This is a genomic window from Paenibacillus sp. 2TAF8, from assembly GCF_052114825.1.
Taxonomy (GTDB): domain Bacteria; phylum Bacillota; class Bacilli; order Paenibacillales; family Paenibacillaceae; genus Paenibacillus.
In genome coordinates, this window is sequence record NZ_JBFRFN010000004.1 from 235,080 (window position 1) to 253,821 (window position 18,742).

The window sequence follows — 18,742 nt, forward strand, 5'->3', positions numbered from 1 at the left end:
GAACACACGTTATTCTATAGAAAAACATGTTCAAGGAGGTTTTTTACAATGAACAATCTGCAAGGAATGGGAACAAAGATCGCACAACTCCGCCGGTCTAACGGCATGACTCAGGAGGAGCTAGGAAAGCTTTTATCCGTGTCAGCACAAGCTGTTTCCAAGTGGGAGAATAGTGATTCTTTACCGGATCTTCCCCTGATCGTAAAGATAGCAGAAACGTTTAATTGCTCGACCGATTACCTATTAGGACGTGAGGGTGGACTCACATCATTAATCCCTCAAATCCGTGAAACGCTCCATAAGATGGAGTTAACAGATCGAATCGCATTTCTTGAACATATAATTACATTAACCGAAGGACCTTCCTCTACACTACCTGTTAGTTCAGGTGGAAATCCATCTCTAGTACATATACACCTTGGTCCAGCAGGTTTAGGTCTCTGGGCGAAAGATCGCCTTGCTTGTATTGCTACACCAATATTCTTGAAAGAATCTGTGGAAATGCTGAGAACAGCAGCTGCATTCCCGCTCAACTTGTTATCGGATGACGTTCGCCTTGTCTTACTCATTCTCTTGCGAGAGATAGATGATTTGAAGCCAGAGTATGCACTGGATGAAAAGACACTACGAATGTACCTGCCAGACTCTATACATCTGGATCAGGTTCTTACGGAATGCATTGAACTTGGGTTTGTCGACCGCGTACGCGGTGGATATCGACTGAATTTCAGAGCCGATCTTACAGTACGGCTGCTCGCAATGATTCATCAGATCATAAATCAACAGGGAACTATGAATGTAACTGTAGGGAGCGTATAACCCGCCGAAGCCTACGATTGATACATCAAACACGGATGTAACCGAAGTTACCACTCAAATTAAAACATGAATTCAACAATATATTGCGAATAAACAGATCGGAGTGGAAATTTTGAGAGACAAGATCGCAGCCTTTCGAGGCTCCAAGCATTTTGAATTAAATCATGTCACGGATCATGTCATTGCAGCTATTTCAGTTCCAGGTACAGGCTCTTTGGGAAATGCAACCATCATTGATCTGGGTAATATAACACTCGTCGTTGATACCTTCCTGACCCTGCAGGCCGCATCCGACTTGAAAGAAGCCGCTACTTATATTACAGGGAAACCGGTAAGCTATGTTGTGAATACACATTGGCACAGTGACCATACCTCCGGGAATCAAGTGTTTGCACCCGAAGCCCACATTATTTCGACAACGGCTACTCGTGAGATGATGGATACTTTTTCGAGACAAAGAATAGCTCAATATCGGGAGAACACGGAGCAGATGAATCAGGCGATTCATCAACAAGAAATACAAATGCAGCAAGAGACCGATAAAAAGTTAAAACGAGAGATGGCCTGGGATAATGCCAGCGACCGTGAGTTTATGCAGATGCTCCCTGATCTGGAACATACCATTCCAACGATAACCTTTGATCAACAGATGGTCATTCATGGCAGCAAATGTACGGTTCAACTCCTTACATTTGGCGGAGGACATACACATAGTGATGCTATCTTGTACATTCCTGAAGAGAAAATCGTTATCACAGGAGATCTGGTCCTGTCCAAACACCATCCGGTTTTGGCTAATGCCAACCCGCAGGAGTGGCAGCGTATATTGGAGCAGATCGAGCAGCTTGAGGTGGAAAAAATCATTCCCGGGCATGGAGAGGTATGCTCTCTGCAAGAGCTTCATGATGTAAAAGGTTATATCTCGGATATGCTAGCTCTGGTGACAGAAGCTGTGCAAAACAAACAACCTATGGATGATATTGAAGTACCTCTTAAATATAACGGATGGTCTTTTACAACCTACTTCAAGTCGAATTTGAGCAAAGTCCATACGCTTATCACGGAGTCAGAAAAATGAAAATTGGATTTCAAAAAAATTGAAATCGGCCTCCAACTAATATTGAAACATTTTCCAAAACAGGTTATAGTAAAGAAGCTTAGCGATAAGCGAGTTCCTTACACGAAGGGAGAGGTTTTAAATGGCTGCTACTTATATCAATATGGTGGTTCAGTATTAAAACTGAATAGTTGGCATATCTGAAAAAAGCGGGCTAATTCCCGTATTCTTTGTTATGCCATCCAAAGTAACCTTTCGTGAATATTGCTGTTTGCAGATACGATGAAGGTCGTATCTTTTTTGCGTCCTGATGCCGCAAAACAGTAGCTTCGTAGAGGCTGCTTGTTTGCGGCATTTTTGCGTCCAAAAACAACATTAAAGGAGCCAACCTTATACCCATGATGAATTTAAAAACCTACGGATATATCGAAACAGAAGAGGTCCCAGATGGATTATTACCTGGCAGAATTACAGAACTTCGGCGGGAGCAATTCACCGTCATGACAGAACGTGGTGAAGTCACCGCAGTATTAAAAGGTTCATTTTATTATCAGGCGGATATGCCAACTGACTTTCCTTGTGTGGGGGATTTTGTCCTTCTGCGCTACAACAACATTGGTGATTCCCTGATTGTGAAAGTGCTGCCCCGAAGGTCCAAATTCTCGCGTGCAGACTATGCGGGTCATGCTGCAGGCTATGCCAAAACGATATTGGAGCAGGTTGTTGCGACCAATTTCGATGTTGTATTTATCCTTTCTTCGCTGAACCAAGATCTCAATGTGAATCGTATTCTGCGTTACCTGACTCAAGCCAGACAAAGCGGGGGTAAACCGGTCATCATTTTGACCAAAGCAGACCTCGTTACAGCGGATCATCCCATGCTCACAGAAGTTAAACATCGCATCTCCGATGTGCCTATTCACGTGATCAGCAGTCATACCCGTCTAGGGCTGGACGAACTCGCCCCATATCTTGCTCCGGGTCAAACCGTTGTCTTTCTCGGCATGTCTGGCGTGGGTAAATCCTCGCTACTTAATGCATTAAATGAAAATGACGTCATGAAAGTTCAGGCCATACGAGAGGACGACAGTCGGGGACGACACACCACAACACATCGTCAACTCTTCATGCTGCCTTCGGGTGCAATGGTCATTGATACTCCTGGAATGCGTGAGCTTGGGCTTTTTGATGCTGACGAAGGTATTCGTGCAAGCTTTACCGATGTCGAAGAATTATTCGCTCAGTGTCGCTTTACCGATTGCCGTCATCAGACCGAGCCGGGATGTGCCGTTCTCTCAGCACTCGCGGACGGTTCATTACAGCATGAACGTTGGGAGAATTATATTTCCCAGCAGTCAGAGAACAAGTATGTACAACACAAAACCAACTACCTCATCGAAAAAAGAGCAAAAAACAAAATCAACAGGATTCAGAGTAAACAAACCAACAAAAGTGGAGGTCGGAAGAAATGAATAAGACGAAGATGACGAAAATAAAGATGCAAACCTTAACTCATCTTTTAAACCTATATTTTAAGAAGAACATTATTGCAGCGGACTATCATACAACTACTCTGCATGGCGGAACTGTGGGCAACGTCAATCTCGTAACTGGAACAGCCGAAACCGAAGATGGCCAAAAGTTGCCTTACCAACTTGTACTGAAGGTTCAGAAACAATGGGAACGTTATAACGATCCCGGTTCCTGGCGCCGGGAATATGATCTGTACATCTCTGACCTCGGAACGACATTCTCGGATACCTTCCGCTGGCCCACATGTTATTACGCGGAGATGAATGCCGAAGAAAATGAATTTCAACTGTGGCTAGAATATATCGATGGCGTGTCCGGTCTGGATCTGTCTATTGAAATGGTTGAACAGGCTGCGCTGGATTTAGGGCGTTATCAAGGCAAGCTGTATGCGGAACAGCCCCCAGTGCTGAAGAGCCTGACCAATTTGAGCCATGCCGATCTCATGAAAAATACGTATCTGCACTATCGCTCATGGCCTGTCGTTTATGACTACATCCGTTCTGAAGCCTGTGAGTTCCCACCCCATATTCGGCAAATGTTAATTGATATGGATGAACACTCGGACGAAGTATTTGCTCGCATTGAACAACTGCCGCTTGTGTTAAACCACCGGGATTTTTGGGTGACCAATCTGATCTATACCGATGGGAACATCGCGCTCATCGATTGGGATACATCGGGATGGGGATACTTTGGAGAGGATATCGCGAGCCTGGTTGCCGATGAGTGTGATACTGAGCATATGGTAGAATATTATCAGCGCTGTGTTCCTGCGTATTACAAGGGCTTTGCGGAATATGCCGATGCTCCCCCACTCGCAGAACACTGCGTACACGAGATGATTCTGTTCGTGTTCGGGTACAGACTGGTAGAGTATTATGTCCATGCCGAGTCCGATGCGGAGAAGGAAGAGAATCAGCGTATACTCCAGAAAATTTATGAAATGAAACATAGCCTACTACAGGCATAAACGGCGTGGTAGTTTATTATTTGTCCAGGCTTTCAGGCTCCCTCCTTAGCATTTTTGAATAAGTCCTCAAACTACGTCAATTATTGTCATAGTTATGTTGTATCTTATAGGTATCAAATGAAGGAGCGATGAAATATGGATACTTCTAATTCGAAAACAATTCTCTACATTGCAATGAGTCTGGATGGATATATTGCCCGACTGGATGGTTCCGTCGATTGGTTGTTTGATGTACAAGGTGACGGAGGCGATAACGGCTATGCCGCATTCTATCAGACCATCGGGAGTGTAATTATGGGACGTTCTACGTATGAGGATGTGCTTACTTTATCCGAGGATTTCCCTTATTCAGATCGTCCTGCCTATGTGCTTTCCCGCTCGGAGCAGCCATCTGCACCGCATGTACAATTCACATCCGAGAACGTGGAAACACTGATTTCGCGGTTAAAACAGACCTACGAGGGAGATGTGTGGGTTGTAGGTGGGGGGCAGCTTGTTCAGTCGGTGATGGAGCAGCAAATCCTGGATGAGATTGAGGTCGCTATTATCCCGAAAGTACTGAGTGAAGGTATTCCTTTATTTCCAAAAGGCACCGTGCCCACCCTGCTGAAAACGATTCGTACTCAGACGCTTGGGCAGATCATTTCCATCCGTTATGAGGTGCAACGCCATCTTGCAACAAAGGCTTCAATAGAATTAGACGATCAGACTCGATAAAACAACTCAAAGAAGACCGTACAGCGTCCTGCTGTGCGGTCTTTCGTTACCCTTGGGTATATAACAACCATTGGGAGAATCTATATAAGTTGGAGAGTTCATTTACACAAAAACGGAGAGGACAGAAAAAACCTGAAAAAGCAAAGCGCTCGCCTTTATCACCGGAGTTCCCCTTGGAAAAGGAAATTTAAAAAATCTGGGGATAACAGCGATTGGAAGGTTATTCTGTCATCGGAGTGTTCCGTGTAAAAAATGTAGTTCAACTTGTATATTATAGAATTCGCTGAATGTAATCCGTTAAAACATCTGCCGCCCTGCGATGTGACGAATCGCCTGGGTGTGTCCTTGCGCCCATTGTTTCTTCAGTTGTATTGGGAAGTTGAAGGATCGAGACAGCATGATCTCTTGATTGCTTCTGATATGCATCCACCGCGCGATATATTGCGGGGAGCAGTGAAGATCCAAGCATACCATAAGCCCAGATGATATGTGCTTGCGGGTTATTTTTCCGCAACTTGATCAGGAAAAGCACCACTGCCTTCTCGAATTTGGCCAAGTCTTCTTCATGATACGTCCCATCTTCATTGAGGCGTTGCTTGTACACTTGTCCGGTCAGTGGATCGGTCCAAGCTGGAGATTGGAATGCACCATCATCATTACTGCCCAGATTCACCACAACCACATTAGGCTGCCAAGAGCTAAAATCATGTGGCTCCAGCACACCAAGCCGCTCATTGCGCTCCCCTTTTAGCAGACCGCAGACCTGCTCATAATACTCCGGAATGTTGCCAGCAGGATTGTTGTCCCAACTGCTCAGCACACCCCATCCGCTCTGAGAGATGACACGATACTCTGCATGCAAGGCCTCAGCCGTCATGAATGTGTAATTGTGCAGTGCACTGAACCACATGGGAATCCAGTCCTCTTCTGTTTTTGCCCCAATCGCCCCTTCACCCGAGGTAATGCTGTCTCCGATAAACTCGATTTTAAGGGTTTTCTCTTCTACAGGCAGGAACGTGCCATCGGCCTTCACTGCATGAAACTTCAGACTGTTGCCCGGGTCACCACTCATCGCCTGTACATCCTTAATGATACGTACATTTTTCACCATAGCCGGATTCATCCCACGGAATATACAGATCCAGGCTCTGCCTCTGATTAACATCTGCCGACTCACTGGAACACCATTAATAATGATACTGATCCAGGGCTCAAGCAAATCATAAGACGATTCTATTTCCACCCAAAATTCCGCACCCTTTACGTTACATTCGACTGCACTGCCTGTCCAAAACAAGGTTACCGGCGATTGTTGTCCTGTTGTTCTTCCGTGAATTTTCATATGTGGCACAGCTGAAATAGCAATGGTCTCTAATTCTTCATTGGCGCTGATATCCATATGGACCCTCCTGTTATAATTTACTTTTGAAAACTAACGTTTCATTAATGAAGTTTTAACGGGAATCTTATTCGCATTGATCTCCGAGTACTGTTCTAAGTTCTACGTATCACACTCTTTCGCCCATCAGCACCTACACCACCCGGAATGGAGCATGCCCTGTCTCTGCATAACGAAGCTGTGTGGGTTTACGCAGACGCAGACTGCAGATCAGTCTAAATACAGCCCGTTTCTGTTCCACCTCCACCAAGGAAACATCAATCCATAGAGGAACTAGCGGGACATGCCAGCATAAAAGATTCACAGCCTCATCCACCGTAAATTGCCGATGCTGCACATTGTTCGGGGCCAGTACAACCAGCCGCATCATCTCGTCTGCACCATTTAAAGATTTGTCCGGCTCGTGCATCGGTTCAACGAGTAATTGAACCTCCTCGTATTCCAGTTGATCCCGCATTCGGATCTTCTCCATCGCTTGCATCAGATGTGACCGAAAAATCTCTTTATCCATCTGAGTTACTCGCTCCATCATGATGACCTCCCACTCGTGGATGTTTACTGATGATGCTATCAGTGAAGCTGTCTATATATGTTGAATTATAGGTTTACATGGACACTCCAACTTATATAGAGCTTCTATATGTATTACGCACGACAACAAAATCCCCTGCAAGTAAACCCGTTCAAGTTCATCATATCAGATGTGCTTGATCTGTGGTTTACCTGCAAGGGATATGCTCATTATTTTGATAATAGAGGGATATTAATTGCCATATGTTGCTCTGGATTATTCTTGTTACAACACCTTGCCAAGAAATGCCTTGGTTCGCTCATGACGGGTATTCTGAAAAAGATCCTCCGGCGTGCCTTCCTCGACAATATAACCACCGTCCATAAAGATCACCCGATCCGCGACCTCGCGGGCAAAGCCCATCTCATGTGTCACAACAATCATCGTAATGCCTTCATGTGCAAGGTTCTTCATAACTTGCAGCACTTCCCCAACCATCTCGGGGTCAAGAGCCGAGGTAGGTTCATCAAACAACATGACACTCGGATTCATGGCAAGTGCACGTGCAATGGCTACACGTTGCTGTTGTCCACCAGACAACTGCTCGGGATATGCATCCTTTTTCTGAGATAACCCCACCTTACCCAGTAATTCCAGCGCTTTTTTCTCATTATCGGTTTTGCTCAGCTTCCGGATATGTTTTGGAGCTAACATGATATTCTCCAGCACCGTTAGATGCGGGAACAGGTTGAACTGTTGGAACACCATCCCCACATTTGTACGCAGCTCGTCGATGTTGGTCTTGGGCGAGGTAACTTCCACTTCGCCAATGATCACTTTGCCTGACGTGACTTCCTCCAACAGATTAAGGCAGCGTAAGAAGGTACTTTTTCCTGACCCCGAAGGGCCRATCACACATACCACCTCCTGCTCCCGAATTGTTGTGGAAATATCCTTCAGCACCTCGTTCGCGCCAAACTGTTTCCTCAAGTTCTCTACAGTAATCATCGGATCGCATACCTCCTTTCAATGAATCGGGAAGCCCGTGATAACAGCACAATGATAATCAGGTAGAACACACCGACTGTACCCCAGATTTCAAATGCTCGGAAGTTCGCGGAAACGATAATTTCCCCGCTCTGTGTAAGCTCCGCAATCCCTATCGCTGATAATAACGAAGTATCCTTAATGGTGATAATAAACTGGTTTACAAAGGTAGGAATCATACGCCGGGTTGCCTGCGGCAGTACCACAAGCCACATGGTTTTGAAACGACTTAGGCCTAATGACCTTGCGGCTTCATGCTGCCCTTTACCAATGGACTCAATACCTGCCCGGAAGATCTCCGAGATATATGCACCGGCATTCAAACTAACCGCGATAATGCCTGCTGTCATGGCTGGAATGCGCATATCCAGAAACACCGGCAGACCAAAGTAGATGAAGTATACCTGGACCAGAAGCGGTGTGCCACGGATGATATCCACATAAAGCGAAGCCACCAGGCGCAACAACCGATTCAAGGAAGTGCTCATCAAGCCGGAGATCAGACCAATCACCATTGCAAACATGAGTGAGATCACAACAATTTTTAACGTAACGACCGTTCCCTCTAGCAGAAGAGGCAGTGCGTCCAGTATGACTTGCCAGGAGGAATCCATCCATATCACCGACCCTTTCTACTTTGCTGCTGTTCCTAAATATTTTTCAACGATCTTGTCGTATTCGCCGTTTGCCTGCAATTTTTTCAGTCCGTCATTAATCTTCTTCTGCAACTCGGTATCCCCTTTGGCAACGGCAATGCCGTAGAAGTCACCGTTCAAGCGATCACCAACAATTTTGAGTTTGGAGTTCGGGTCAACGGCAATTTTGTAAGAAACCACCGGGAAGTCTTCGAGTGTTGCATCCGCGTTTTTGTTGGCTACTTCCTGGTACATGGATGGGCTATCATCAAAATATTTCACAGTTGCACCATAGGTCTTCGCATATTCATCAGCGAGATTGGCACCCGATGTACCTTTTTTGATCGCAATCGTTTTGCCTTTCAAATCTTGTGGGCTCTTTATATCGTTGTTAGCTTCATTCACAATTAAGGACAGTCCGGCTTGATAATACGGTTCTGAGAAATCCACAACCTTTTTACGCTCATCCGTGATGCTGATGCCTGCAATCGCTCCGTCCAACTGATTCGCCGTAATGGCTGGAATGATACCTTTGAAATCCATTGGTTTGATCTCTACCTCAAAGCCTTCTTCCGCCGCAATGGCATTCATCAGGTCAATATCGATCCCAACATATTTCCCATCCTTTTGAAACTCGAACGGAGGGTATGTCGCATCCGTACCAAACGTATATTTTGTTGCTGCCGATCCACTTGCAGACTGGGCATTACTGTCTACTCCTGAGTTTGCTGCGCCACAGGCGCTAAGAGCCAGAGCAAGAACTGAAGCCATAACGATGGATGCTACCTTTTTCATGGAAAAACCCCTTTTCCTGATTCGATTGGGATCGACTGAATCGATCATTTGTATTTATGTACGTATTGTATTTCTACACCTACGAAAACTTACGCAATCCTACACATTTTATTAACAACTTATGAAAAATAAAATAACATATAAACCTTTTCAACTAAAATAAAGTCTAAAAATCCCAAATAAATTATAGAAAACCCTTACAATATGTTATGTTATATTACACCAAACAAAAAAGACTCTCGAAGAAAGTTTCGAGAATCTTGAAATTAAATTACAAATTCCTGCGCTTTGATATTAATTTCTTTCCCTTACTGTTTTAGCTATTTATTTTCTCTAGCGTTTCCATGTAAAACACTTGCAGGAACTTCTTAATATTCACCTTGCTCTTGTTGTCGCTTGCCTGTTCCTCTTCCATCGCTCTCATCTTCATACGCACATCCTGAAAATCAAAATAAAGCGGCGCATAATGCTCAAATTTATGATTGCTGTAATCCGTAAGTCCAATGGAGGCCAGATTCGTCAGTGCTGTCAGAACCGTTCGGCGAATGCGCTGTTCCATCGCCTTGCACTCCTTCTCCACTTCTTTGGGCGTCAGCTTGTATTTTTGGGCTACCGCTTCATACGATTCTTTCAGCGGCGGCAGTTCGGAGGCCTGCTTTTGCTCGATAGCATACTCCATCAAAGCTACAATATCTTTGCTTCCACTCTCACCGATGATGCCCAGATCCATTAATATGCTTCGCGCCGAATCGCGCACCGTTCGGGTCTGAGCAGGAGCCTGAACTTCAACTAGATTCAGCCGAGCCATGGACTGCTTGATCTCCTGTACATATCGCTCATACTTCCACTGCTCGTTCACTTTGTTCAGCACATGCTCCACTTCTACCCGATTGATCGGTTTATGAATGAAGAATTCGATCCCCTTCTGGTAGGCCGCCCCTACCATCTCCTTGTTGACCACTTGTGAGATCATGATAAATTTCCCGCTATAACCACTCTGCTTCAGGTTCGCTACCGTTTCAATCCCGTCTTGATCCGGCATCAACAGGTCAATCAGCACCACATCCGGTCTGAGATCAAGAATCATGTGCTGTCCCTCCAGGCCACCCTCGGCCATGCCTGCAAGCTCTAAGGTTTCGCAAGTCTCAATGATATCCTGTAGCATGCTGCGGCTCACCACATCATCATCCACGATCATGATCGAAAGTGTCATCGACATTGGCCTCCTTCATTAGATTGACCCTGGGGATCATGATTCTGAACACAGTACCCCGCCCGGATGGAGCGGCTTCTACCTGAATCTGCCCTTCCAGTGACTGAACGATATCACGTACATGGGACAGGCCAATCCCTGTGGCAGCAATGCCGACTTCATTGAACTTTGTCGTATAACCGGGCTCAAAAATAACCCCACGCTTCGCATCAGGTACCCCTTTTCCAGAATCCGTCACCACAAAATGTACATCCGCATCCTGTTCAAACACCTGTACTCGAATCATGCCTTCCTGTTCAATCGCCTCGACCGCATTAGCCAGCAAGTTATTCATAACCGTAAGCAGCGGAATATAATATGGCGACTCGCCTTCATACTGCTGTTCAATCTCGATCTCGACCTCTTTATTCAACATCTCACTGTATTTCCGATTGGCCTTACCTGCAAAATGCACCACTTCAGACAAGCTCATGTTTACCGTCTTTTCATTATCATAAAGCTTCAATAGCCCCGCCAGAATGCGTTGGGAATCCTTCTTCACTTCATGAATCTGTTGAGCAATGCCCAGTGTACGCTGACTGTATTCGTTCATGTCCTGCTCGTGCAGATCACGGTATAGCTCATAACTGTTAGCCGTAATGCCTTCAATGGTATTCATCGCCTTTTTCAGGTAAAAAACCTCACCATACAATCCCGAATTCACACTTAACATCTGTTCCATCCGCTTTTCCTGTTCTGCGTGCAGGAGCCTGATCTGTCTGACCGCGAAGCTGTTATACAGCCCGATGACAAAGTAACTCCGCAGACCGCCCACAATCAGTAGATACAGCCATTCACGCATATAAAAAATATTCGTCCCGCTCAGCACACCTCGCACGAATAACTCCACCAGGTTGGAGGAAAAATCAATGCCGGTGATGATGCCTCCGAGCAAAAGTGGAGGAATTTCATGAAAACGGCGCTTAATTTTGCTCAACCCATAGGCGAAGACTACATAGTACAAACCAGCCCCCAAGTTATCCCACATGCTTTCCAGCATGGATAAGGTGTGTACATGGTGAATCAGATCAGCCGATTGAAAAGCAATGCTCGCCAGCCCCGTCAGAATCCCTGTTTTTATATAAGATAAATGTGGCATAATCATCAGCAAAAATAAAAGAATGCTGACCCCGAGGCCGATCCGGAAATAATCTTCCCGAAAGGGATTAATTTTGAACTGTGCGCCTATGGACGTAGCCAAGGCAACCGCAGCCATCTGCACATTCTCGTTTTTGACCCAATTGCGCATCGCTCTCTCCACCTACTGTAATAACGTTTACAAGCGCTTATGAATCGAAACCGCGCTTCTGATGTTAAATATACTAACATACGCGAGAAACATTAGAAATAATTAAAATTTGGGGGTATAACTTCTTCGAAACCAGAGAGCCTAAAAAGGCTTGAATTTCAGCCTGTTTTAGTTTTTCACAATTTAATTGTATAATGTATATAACGACAGGTCAGAGACCTGTTCTTCAGAGAGGAAGATCGCACATGTCAGATGTTAATCAAAGTTTTGGACAAGCCCTAGTGAAATCCCTGGTCGGAGAGCGCGGACACATTCGTATTGCCAAAGCACTTCCCGATATTGATGTAGAACTTGCTCGACGTACACATGAGGCTATGCCTTATACCATCTACCAATTGGTCAAACATATGCACTACTGGCAGAATTTTATGCTGGAGCATGTGGAGGGACGCAAGCCGCAGATGCCAGCGAGCGTAAGCGAAAGCTGGCCAGTGGAGACGGGCCCACAGGATGAAGCGACGTGGAAAGAGGATATTCAAGCATTCCTGAGTGGTATTGATCAAGCGGTATCCATCGCAGAAACGGCACAACTGAATGATCCACTGCTGTATTTCCCAGGAGAAACCAAAGGCGGGTTACTACGTAATATCGCCTCACATAACTCCTATCATCTGGGCGAAATTGTGTTGCTCCGCCGATTCTATGGCGCATGGCCACCTCCAGGTGGCGGATTCCCGGCTTAAGAGATAAGTCACACGAAAATAAGGCAAGTTTTACAGCCCGGATAAACTCCTATTCAGCATGTTTAGCATATACTTTAGACGAGAAGCCGCAGGGGTGCACCCCTGCGGCTTCTCGTTGTTTAAGATCATATCTCATCATATATGTTCGTATTTGCTCATATTCACTCACGCTTCAGGCTCTCCCGTTTCCATTACAGAGAACGATAGGTTGTTCAATATGAACTATTGGCATTGTCTTAGACTTCGGGACGCATTAACCCTTGGATAAAAGTCTCAAAGTTTGGTGCAAGCGGAGTGATTTTTCGCTCATTCTTGTCGACGTAAACGACCTCTGGCTCCCCATCATTGCCGTAAGAACGGTAATCCAACATGACAATCCCTGCTTCGGAAGGTGCTTTCGCAATGACCACACCGATTTCCGGATATCCATCACGTTCAATCACGGCCCAGCTGCCCTCTGTACCACATAGCGCGTGGCGTTTCTCACGACCAATGCCTAATATCCCCTCAATCTCGACATACCCGGTTTCTCCAGACTCTTCGTTGGTCACTGGGAAAAAGCGATGATATGGAATGCCTCCGTTGTGTTCCTTCATCATCTCAATGTAGGAGACAGGCAAGCGGAATACGAGTTGCTCCTCCACCGATTCAACCAAGCCGTCGCTTGGCGGGTCAGATACATATTGCTCCAGAGCCAGCTCACTATCATTCCAGAACTCCCCAGATACCGGGACTGGTGGATCAACATGGACTACATTTATAGATGAGATTACCGCAGGCTGCTCTTCAGCTGTTCCGTTTTCCAACTCGACACCTTCCTGCACCTCACCCGCTGAGTCCTCGTCCTCTTCTTCCTCATCATCCCTGTTCCGAATCCATTCCAGAAACTCCAGCGTATCTTCGTCGCCCGGCTCCAGCTCGTCGGATCGCTCGAATGCCTGCTCTGCCTTGTCGTATTGCTCCAGATAATAATAAGCTAGTCCAATCCGGTACTGCCAGAGCGGGTCATCTGCTCCCTCTTCGGCCACAGTCAGGAATTGTGCCACAGCTTCTTCATATCGCTCCAGATTGTTTAAAGCTCGGCCTAGGTGGTTCACTAGCTCATAGTCCCTCTCTTCTACCGGAACCTCCTGCACCGCGTCTACAATCTTCTCGTACTCATCCTGCTCGTGCCATGTTTCCAATTGTTCCAATAACCCTTCGTTCATCACTGTGCCTCCGTTCCTTCATCTCATCATTATGTATTGAAAATTATACCACTATACCGAACTGCTTCTCCAGCGAAGAAGAAATCGCTCTATAGCATCATCGCTTTTTACCATAGTAGCACGGATTTTCACTCAACCAAGTAATTCAGCCGATTGAAATAACTTGAAAAGCATAAAAAGCAGCCCAACCTCATGTTATGCATTCGGTTGGGCTACTCAGACAGCTTTCTTCGTTAATTCAACAACTCCACACAATCGTAGACCCAGCCAGCACTTAACCATTTCCCCAGATCACTGGAGCCGCTAATCGGCGTAATGGTTATGGTATTGGCACCGTTAACAAAGTATGATGCAGGAATATTCCAGCTAAAGGTGGTGTTATTGCCCCGGTACGTGCCGATGGTGAAGCTACGAGAGTTTGGTTGCGCAGAAGGGGCTGGATTACTTAATGTGCGTCCGTTAATAGTTACGCTCGGTCTTCCATTGTTGTAAGCGGCCGTAATCCCGATGTTCAGAACATGCGAGGAAGATGCTTGTGCTGCATTCAGATTAAAATTCACCGTTGTAGGCGAGTTCTGACCCCGGAACTGAATAGCCGGAAAACGATTTGTTGCACTGCCAGGAGTATAAGTCACCGGCCCCCAGTTTGGGTTGCGGCTGTCGGAAGGATGACGAATTGCAATCGTCTGTCCGTTCAGAAATTCCCGTGGTGTCCCGTCCCAGTTCCCAATCCGCCAAATGCTGGAGGCTTTGCTCGGATCATTGTTGATGGTGCGGGTGTTCACCGTTGTAGTTTGTCCAGCATTCACGTTCACATTTTCCGTGTATACCGCAAGCTCACCCTTATATACCGTCATGGTGTATGTTCCGGGAATCATGCCGTACCTGGTTGCAGACCCACTCGATGATGCATTTGCCCAATACTGAGCGTTGCTGTTCGCAAATCCAATTGTATAAGCATAACCTGCCTCCATGCCAGAAAGTCCATTTAACACCACATTACCCCGGCTAGTCACCCATCCCTGCAGATTTAATCCCGACATCCAGTTGAAATCAGGTACCGCAGGAGTGCCACCCGTTGTAAAAATAAGGGCATATGGACCATGCAGGCCAAGACGCCAGTTCTCTGTCTGGGCATGTCCTGAATTCATATAATTATAAACTTCAGTTTCAGAGCCACTTTGGAACTGAATATCACGGAAGAAAGGCCCGCCCGAGCTTTTCTCTCGGTTACCGTATGCCATGAATACACCTACTCCGTTACCCGTTACCCCTCGTACAGACAGGTCCTTCGCCTGATCATTGCCATAATATTTGGAGGCCGATTGCCCATTCGCGAACCCGAACACATCCTGACTTTCAATCGCCCCCGTATTACCCCGGTTATTTGAGTTCACAGGCACACCGGTGAGCACACTCCCATTGCCGCGGAAAATATAACGAAGCTCCCCAATCGACGGCTGTGCCGTAATATGCGTTGCCATATAGATAATATTCTCACCACCGCGCGAAGCATAATAATGAGTCAGCATGTTGGTCGAAACGGTGATCAACACCGTGGAACCCGAGGGAGATCTATTCCATGTAACATTCGCAGAAGATCCTAATCCCGACCCGATATGAGACCCCCTGCTACTATTTAGTTCCGTTCCATTTATTTTGGCCGAGATGATATCCCCATTCGTTTTATTGACCACATACACAAGTCCCGACCCGGTATTTACTTCAATTCTGGAGCCATTGTCTGTCACCTGGATGGTGGCGGCATGGCTTGTGGAAGCAGGAAAAGCGAAAACCGAGGCAACCATGACGATGAACAGCAGCATACTCAATCCCTTTTTAACGAAACGTTGAGCCACGTCAATATCCCTCCTGATTATAATCATATTATAAAGCGCTTACATAATTGAGCGAACACACTTCCTTATGATGTGATGTTGTTGAAGAGGTATCCCAATTGCAGCCATTTTGATTTGATTATGATCTACTATATCTCCTCCTTTTCCAGCACTTTTTGATTGTTGATCAAGTTTTTCTTGCAATTACATCAATATAATACCATTATATTACAAATTCTCTCAATGAGTATCTATCTTATATGAAAAAAACGAACCGGCTCGTATATACGAACTGCTTCTCCAGCAAAAATCAGCTCTAATGAATATGAAAATTTACTAGTATATAAATCCCAGATATAGTAGTAAATTTGATTCATTTTACTCCTTTTGACTGACTAATATTGTCGAATAAGGTGCAAAAACGAGAGTTCATGGTTATGGTTCTATAATAACAATAAGTTAATGCCCAATATTTGTAATTCGTGATTTATAATCTATGTCGCTTTTGTCGTTAGGATTTTAAATATTGCTATAAAATTATTTACAAATAAAATTTTTCCATTTATACTACTTTTTGAGAAAAAAATAAATTTTGGAGGTTCAACATGAGAAAACTTAAGCTATCATTTTTACTCGCTATTTCTTTAGTACTGAGCAGTTTATCTGGGCTAGCCAGTGCTGAGAGCAACAAAGAGACAGAAGACAACTTTCCTAAACTGATGCAGCAGGCTGATCAGCTGAAGGATAGTGGTGCAACTGATAAAGAAATTGATAAATTTCTGAAATCTCAAGGTGTTCAAGTATTATCGAGTAACACAATAACTTTAGATGAGAAAGGAAATGAACTTAGTGCCAGCAGTGGGGAAGTTTCCATCATGAATATTGATGCTGCTGATAGAAAAGTGACAACTCGCGTGACCAAAGACAGTGGAAGATATTATGCATGGGTTCAGATTGACAGAATGCCAACACTTCCGTCAAATGCTACTTTTGAAGATTACCCTGCTTCATATGATGTAGTGTCTATTAACTGGAATCCAGCCTATTTTAATTATGTTGCAAATGGAGTAACAAACGCTAATATGTGGCTGGCTGACGCTGATTTTAGAGATAAAGGAACTATCCTCTTTAATATCTACGATAACCTTGACCGTGGAAGTACAGTAAGTGCATATGCAAAGTTATCTGCCAAGAAAGCAGGATCAACGACAACAGCAGTAAAATACACCCATACCTATGATAAGACACAAAAGAGCTCAACTTACACTGGTAATGCCAGTTGGAGTTGGGGGAGTCCGCTTGGTGTAGGAGTATCGTATGCAATAGCAACGTCAGAAGTAGAGGCCAATTGGTCAAAGTCTGCCACTGCTAGTGTTAAGGTCACACTTAATTAGAATAATTAAATCATAATAAATAAAGTAAACGGAAAATCTTATTTTCCGTTTACTTTATTTAATTCTAGCTTACTAATTGGAGATAGGGGGAACAGATATGAAAAAAATCAGTGTACTTCAGTGTGGACTTATAATCATCGCAGCTGTGATAGCTTCAAATATTCTGCAATTTTATATCTTTAATCAAGACAGTAATAAACATCTAAGTTCTACTGCCTCTCAGCCCATTTATGAAAGTAAATATAATTTATATAATGATTACGCAAGCCGCATACAGAATGTATATCAATTTCTAGTTCAATTGGATAATGTCAAGACACCGAACGATAGTTATCTACTTTCAGAAGGTTTTTACATTGGAATTAGTTCAGATTATTACACTTATTTAGAGTCATTAATTAGAAAGACAGAAAGTGCGAATTACAGCGAAGAATTAAAACACATTATTGAAACTAACGAAAATTTGCAGATTATGATCTATGAGTTAAAAAACTATTTCACAATACATCAGAATGATGCAAGCTTTCCTGAGCAATGGAAAGAAATTAAAAGCTTGCTAAAAGAAACTAATGTACTGCTAGCCTCCGGGTCTTCCAAAGATACAACGTTGTACAACATAACAAGTTATCCGGAAAACTTCGTTCCAAAACCTGATTATCAGAGCACCATGTCAGACCTGAACGAAAATTTTGCTAATCTCGTGAATCTACTCCGCTGATCAAACTTAATATCTCTATTTACCAAAAATACTTAAGCATCGATTATCATGCAGATCGATGCTTATCTTAATTTCGTACCGCTTGTCTTATTTGGTGTCCATTACAAGTTCGTATTGATCAAAAATCCAGCCACTCCTGATCTGCTCGGCAGCCTTCTTGCTAATACGCACAGAAGGTTTTTGCACGCGCAACCCGTCTGGTTCAGGCACCGAAAACCGCAGCAATTTTGTTCTGTTTTTAATCTCACTCACCAGTTCTTCGTACAACTTATATGTGAAAGGCCGATGTTCCCGAATATCCTCATACGTATAATCTGTTCCTTCGCCACTTTCGGCTTGAATTCGGATATCTTTGGGGAGCGAAATCATAATGCTAGGCAGCTCCTCCGCAGCCCATTGCTCACGATACGGGAAACTGATGCCTTCATTTCTGACGAAAAACCCAGCTATCCCCTGATCCATAGTAAGTACGATGGAATATACAAAGTGCGGGAAGTAGTCCGCCACCTTCTCATTAGCTACATAGTAATCATAAAATTGCTCATATGCCTGAAGCACCTGTTGTTTGTCATATGAGGTCTGGGCATAATTCGTTGATACAAACGAAGCTTCTTGATCCATAAACAGCTCCATGATCTCGCCCCACTCTTCCGGTGTGATCCAAAACTTGATTTTATAGAATCCGCTATTAGTCAGTCGACTCATGTTCTCCCGCCCTTTACGTAAGTTAGATTCGTACAGGTAATCATCCATATTTTACTACAAACTCACATGAATAGATGTCTACAGCATCATTCACAACAAAAAAACCGAAACGGCCCGCATATGCGAACCGCCCCGGCAATCTTGATCAGATC

Annotated in this window: 18 protein-coding genes; 8 read left to right on the forward strand and 10 right to left on the reverse strand. The window is 44.6% G+C overall.

Annotation, left to right across the window (positions count from 1 at the left end):
• The first annotated feature begins 48 nt into the window (after positions 1–48).
• The 5 genes from AB4Z30_RS08320 to AB4Z30_RS08340 all read left to right on the forward strand — a co-directional run bounded on the left by AB4Z30_RS08320 (position 49) and on the right by AB4Z30_RS08340 (position 5,096).
• Positions 49–819, forward strand: a complete 771-nt coding sequence (locus AB4Z30_RS08320) for a helix-turn-helix domain-containing protein (RefSeq protein ID WP_441925153.1) — start codon at positions 49–51, stop codon at positions 817–819.
• Positions 820–931: 112 nt separating this feature from the next.
• The gene (locus tag AB4Z30_RS08325) at positions 932–1,897 is read left to right on the forward strand and encodes an MBL fold metallo-hydrolase (RefSeq protein WP_441925154.1); all 966 of its coding nucleotides are present in this window, start codon (positions 932–934) and stop codon (positions 1,895–1,897) included.
• A gap of 377 nt (positions 1,898–2,274) precedes the next feature.
• Positions 2,275–3,348 (forward strand): ribosome small subunit-dependent GTPase A, encoded by a 1,074-nt coding sequence (gene rsgA / locus AB4Z30_RS08330; RefSeq protein WP_441925155.1) that lies wholly within the window; start codon positions 2,275–2,277, stop codon positions 3,346–3,348.
• Positions 3,345–4,379: an aminoglycoside phosphotransferase family protein gene (locus AB4Z30_RS08335; protein ID WP_441925157.1), complete on the forward strand. Its 1,035-nt coding sequence runs from the start codon at positions 3,345–3,347 to the stop codon at positions 4,377–4,379. The genes rsgA and AB4Z30_RS08335 overlap by 4 nt, the downstream gene beginning before the upstream one ends.
• A 135-nt stretch (positions 4,380–4,514) precedes the next feature.
• On the forward strand, positions 4,515–5,096 hold the full coding sequence (locus AB4Z30_RS08340; RefSeq protein WP_441925159.1) for a dihydrofolate reductase family protein: 582 nt from the start codon (positions 4,515–4,517) through the stop codon (positions 5,094–5,096).
• A gap of 271 nt (positions 5,097–5,367) precedes the next feature.
• Here the strand turns inward: AB4Z30_RS08340 and AB4Z30_RS08345 are convergent, their stop codons facing one another.
• The 7 genes from AB4Z30_RS08345 to AB4Z30_RS08375 all read right to left on the reverse strand — a co-directional run bounded on the left by AB4Z30_RS08345 (position 5,368) and on the right by AB4Z30_RS08375 (position 11,984).
• Positions 5,368–6,489, reverse strand: a complete 1,122-nt coding sequence (locus tag AB4Z30_RS08345; RefSeq protein ID WP_441925372.1) for an SGNH/GDSL hydrolase family protein — start codon at positions 6,487–6,489, stop codon at positions 5,368–5,370.
• A 139-nt stretch (positions 6,490–6,628) separates the two neighbouring features.
• Positions 6,629–7,027 (reverse strand): hypothetical protein, encoded by a 399-nt coding sequence (locus tag AB4Z30_RS08350; protein ID WP_441925161.1) that lies wholly within the window; start codon positions 7,025–7,027, stop codon positions 6,629–6,631.
• Between the two features lie 264 nt (positions 7,028–7,291).
• Positions 7,292–8,014 carry an amino acid ABC transporter ATP-binding protein gene (locus tag AB4Z30_RS08355; protein ID WP_441925163.1) on the reverse strand — a complete coding sequence of 241 codons (723 nt, stop codon included), beginning with the start codon at positions 8,012–8,014 and terminating at the stop codon, positions 7,292–7,294.
• Complete coding sequence (locus tag AB4Z30_RS08360) at positions 8,011–8,667, reverse strand: amino acid ABC transporter permease (protein ID WP_441925165.1); 657 nt, start codon at positions 8,665–8,667, stop codon at positions 8,011–8,013. The genes AB4Z30_RS08355 and AB4Z30_RS08360 overlap by 4 nt, the downstream gene beginning before the upstream one ends.
• Before the next feature lie 18 nt (positions 8,668–8,685).
• On the reverse strand, positions 8,686–9,483 hold the full coding sequence (locus AB4Z30_RS08365; protein WP_441925167.1) for a transporter substrate-binding domain-containing protein: 798 nt from the start codon (positions 9,481–9,483) through the stop codon (positions 8,686–8,688).
• A gap of 316 nt (positions 9,484–9,799) precedes the next feature.
• Positions 9,800–10,696: a response regulator gene (locus AB4Z30_RS08370; RefSeq protein WP_441925169.1), complete on the reverse strand. Its 897-nt coding sequence runs from the start codon at positions 10,694–10,696 to the stop codon at positions 9,800–9,802.
• Positions 10,668–11,984: a sensor histidine kinase gene (locus AB4Z30_RS08375; RefSeq protein WP_441925171.1), complete on the reverse strand. Its 1,317-nt coding sequence runs from the start codon at positions 11,982–11,984 to the stop codon at positions 10,668–10,670. The genes AB4Z30_RS08370 and AB4Z30_RS08375 overlap by 29 nt, the downstream gene beginning before the upstream one ends.
• A 245-nt stretch (positions 11,985–12,229) precedes the next feature.
• On the opposite strand from AB4Z30_RS08375, the gene AB4Z30_RS08380 reads away from it, so the two are divergent.
• Entirely contained in the window at positions 12,230–12,727 is a 498-nt protein-coding gene (locus AB4Z30_RS08380; protein ID WP_441925173.1) for a DinB family protein, read from the forward strand.
• A 236-nt stretch (positions 12,728–12,963) separates the two neighbouring features.
• On the opposite strand, the gene AB4Z30_RS08385 is transcribed toward AB4Z30_RS08380, so the two are convergent.
• Together AB4Z30_RS08385 and AB4Z30_RS08390 are read right to left on the reverse strand one after the other, a co-directional pair.
• Entirely contained in the window at positions 12,964–13,935 is a 972-nt protein-coding gene (locus AB4Z30_RS08385; protein ID WP_441925175.1) for an SMI1/KNR4 family protein, read from the reverse strand.
• A 233-nt stretch (positions 13,936–14,168) separates the two neighbouring features.
• Complete coding sequence (locus tag AB4Z30_RS08390; RefSeq protein WP_441925177.1) at positions 14,169–15,794, reverse strand: rhamnogalacturonan lyase B N-terminal domain-containing protein; 1,626 nt, start codon at positions 15,792–15,794, stop codon at positions 14,169–14,171.
• 584 nt (positions 15,795–16,378) lie between these two features.
• Between AB4Z30_RS08390 and AB4Z30_RS08395 the strand changes: the two genes are divergently transcribed.
• Both AB4Z30_RS08395 and AB4Z30_RS08400 read left to right on the forward strand, forming a co-directional pair.
• A complete protein-coding gene (locus AB4Z30_RS08395; protein WP_441925179.1) occupies positions 16,379–17,167 on the forward strand; it encodes a hypothetical protein in 789 nt (262 codons plus the stop codon).
• A gap of 97 nt (positions 17,168–17,264) precedes the next feature.
• On the forward strand, positions 17,265–17,885 hold the full coding sequence (locus AB4Z30_RS08400; protein WP_441925181.1) for a hypothetical protein: 621 nt from the start codon (positions 17,265–17,267) through the stop codon (positions 17,883–17,885).
• Positions 17,886–17,972: 87 nt separating this feature from the next.
• On the opposite strand, the gene AB4Z30_RS08405 is transcribed toward AB4Z30_RS08400, so the two are convergent.
• Positions 17,973–18,590 (reverse strand): hypothetical protein, encoded by a 618-nt coding sequence (locus AB4Z30_RS08405; protein ID WP_441925183.1) that lies wholly within the window; start codon positions 18,588–18,590, stop codon positions 17,973–17,975.
• Between the last annotated feature and the right edge of the window lie 152 nt (positions 18,591–18,742).

Coding starts and splice junctions, on each gene's coding strand:
- AB4Z30_RS08320 (WP_441925153.1), top strand. CDS start 49: ATGAACAATCTGCAAGGAATGGGAACAAAGATCGCACAACTCCGCCGG.
- rsgA (WP_441925155.1), top strand. CDS start 2,275: ATGATGAATTTAAAAACCTACGGATATATCGAAACAGAAGAGGTCCCA.
- AB4Z30_RS08335 (WP_441925157.1), top strand. CDS start 3,345: ATGAATAAGACGAAGATGACGAAAATAAAGATGCAAACCTTAACTCAT.
- AB4Z30_RS08340 (WP_441925159.1), top strand. CDS start 4,515: ATGGATACTTCTAATTCGAAAACAATTCTCTACATTGCAATGAGTCTG.
- AB4Z30_RS08350 (WP_441925161.1), bottom strand. CDS start 7,027: ATGATGGAGCGAGTAACTCAGATGGATAAAGAGATTTTTCGGTCACAT.
- AB4Z30_RS08360 (WP_441925165.1), bottom strand. CDS start 8,667: ATGGATTCCTCCTGGCAAGTCATACTGGACGCACTGCCTCTTCTGCTA.
- AB4Z30_RS08365 (WP_441925167.1), bottom strand. CDS start 9,483: ATGAAAAAGGTAGCATCCATCGTTATGGCTTCAGTTCTTGCTCTGGCT.
- AB4Z30_RS08370 (WP_441925169.1), bottom strand. CDS start 10,696: ATGACACTTTCGATCATGATCGTGGATGATGATGTGGTGAGCCGCAGC.
- AB4Z30_RS08375 (WP_441925171.1), bottom strand. CDS start 11,984: ATGCGCAATTGGGTCAAAAACGAGAATGTGCAGATGGCTGCGGTTGCC.
- AB4Z30_RS08380 (WP_441925173.1), top strand. CDS start 12,230: ATGTCAGATGTTAATCAAAGTTTTGGACAAGCCCTAGTGAAATCCCTG.
- AB4Z30_RS08385 (WP_441925175.1), bottom strand. CDS start 13,935: ATGAACGAAGGGTTATTGGAACAATTGGAAACATGGCACGAGCAGGAT.
- AB4Z30_RS08395 (WP_441925179.1), top strand. CDS start 16,379: ATGAGAAAACTTAAGCTATCATTTTTACTCGCTATTTCTTTAGTACTG.
- AB4Z30_RS08400 (WP_441925181.1), top strand. CDS start 17,265: ATGAAAAAAATCAGTGTACTTCAGTGTGGACTTATAATCATCGCAGCT.
- AB4Z30_RS08405 (WP_441925183.1), bottom strand. CDS start 18,590: ATGAGTCGACTGACTAATAGCGGATTCTATAAAATCAAGTTTTGGATC.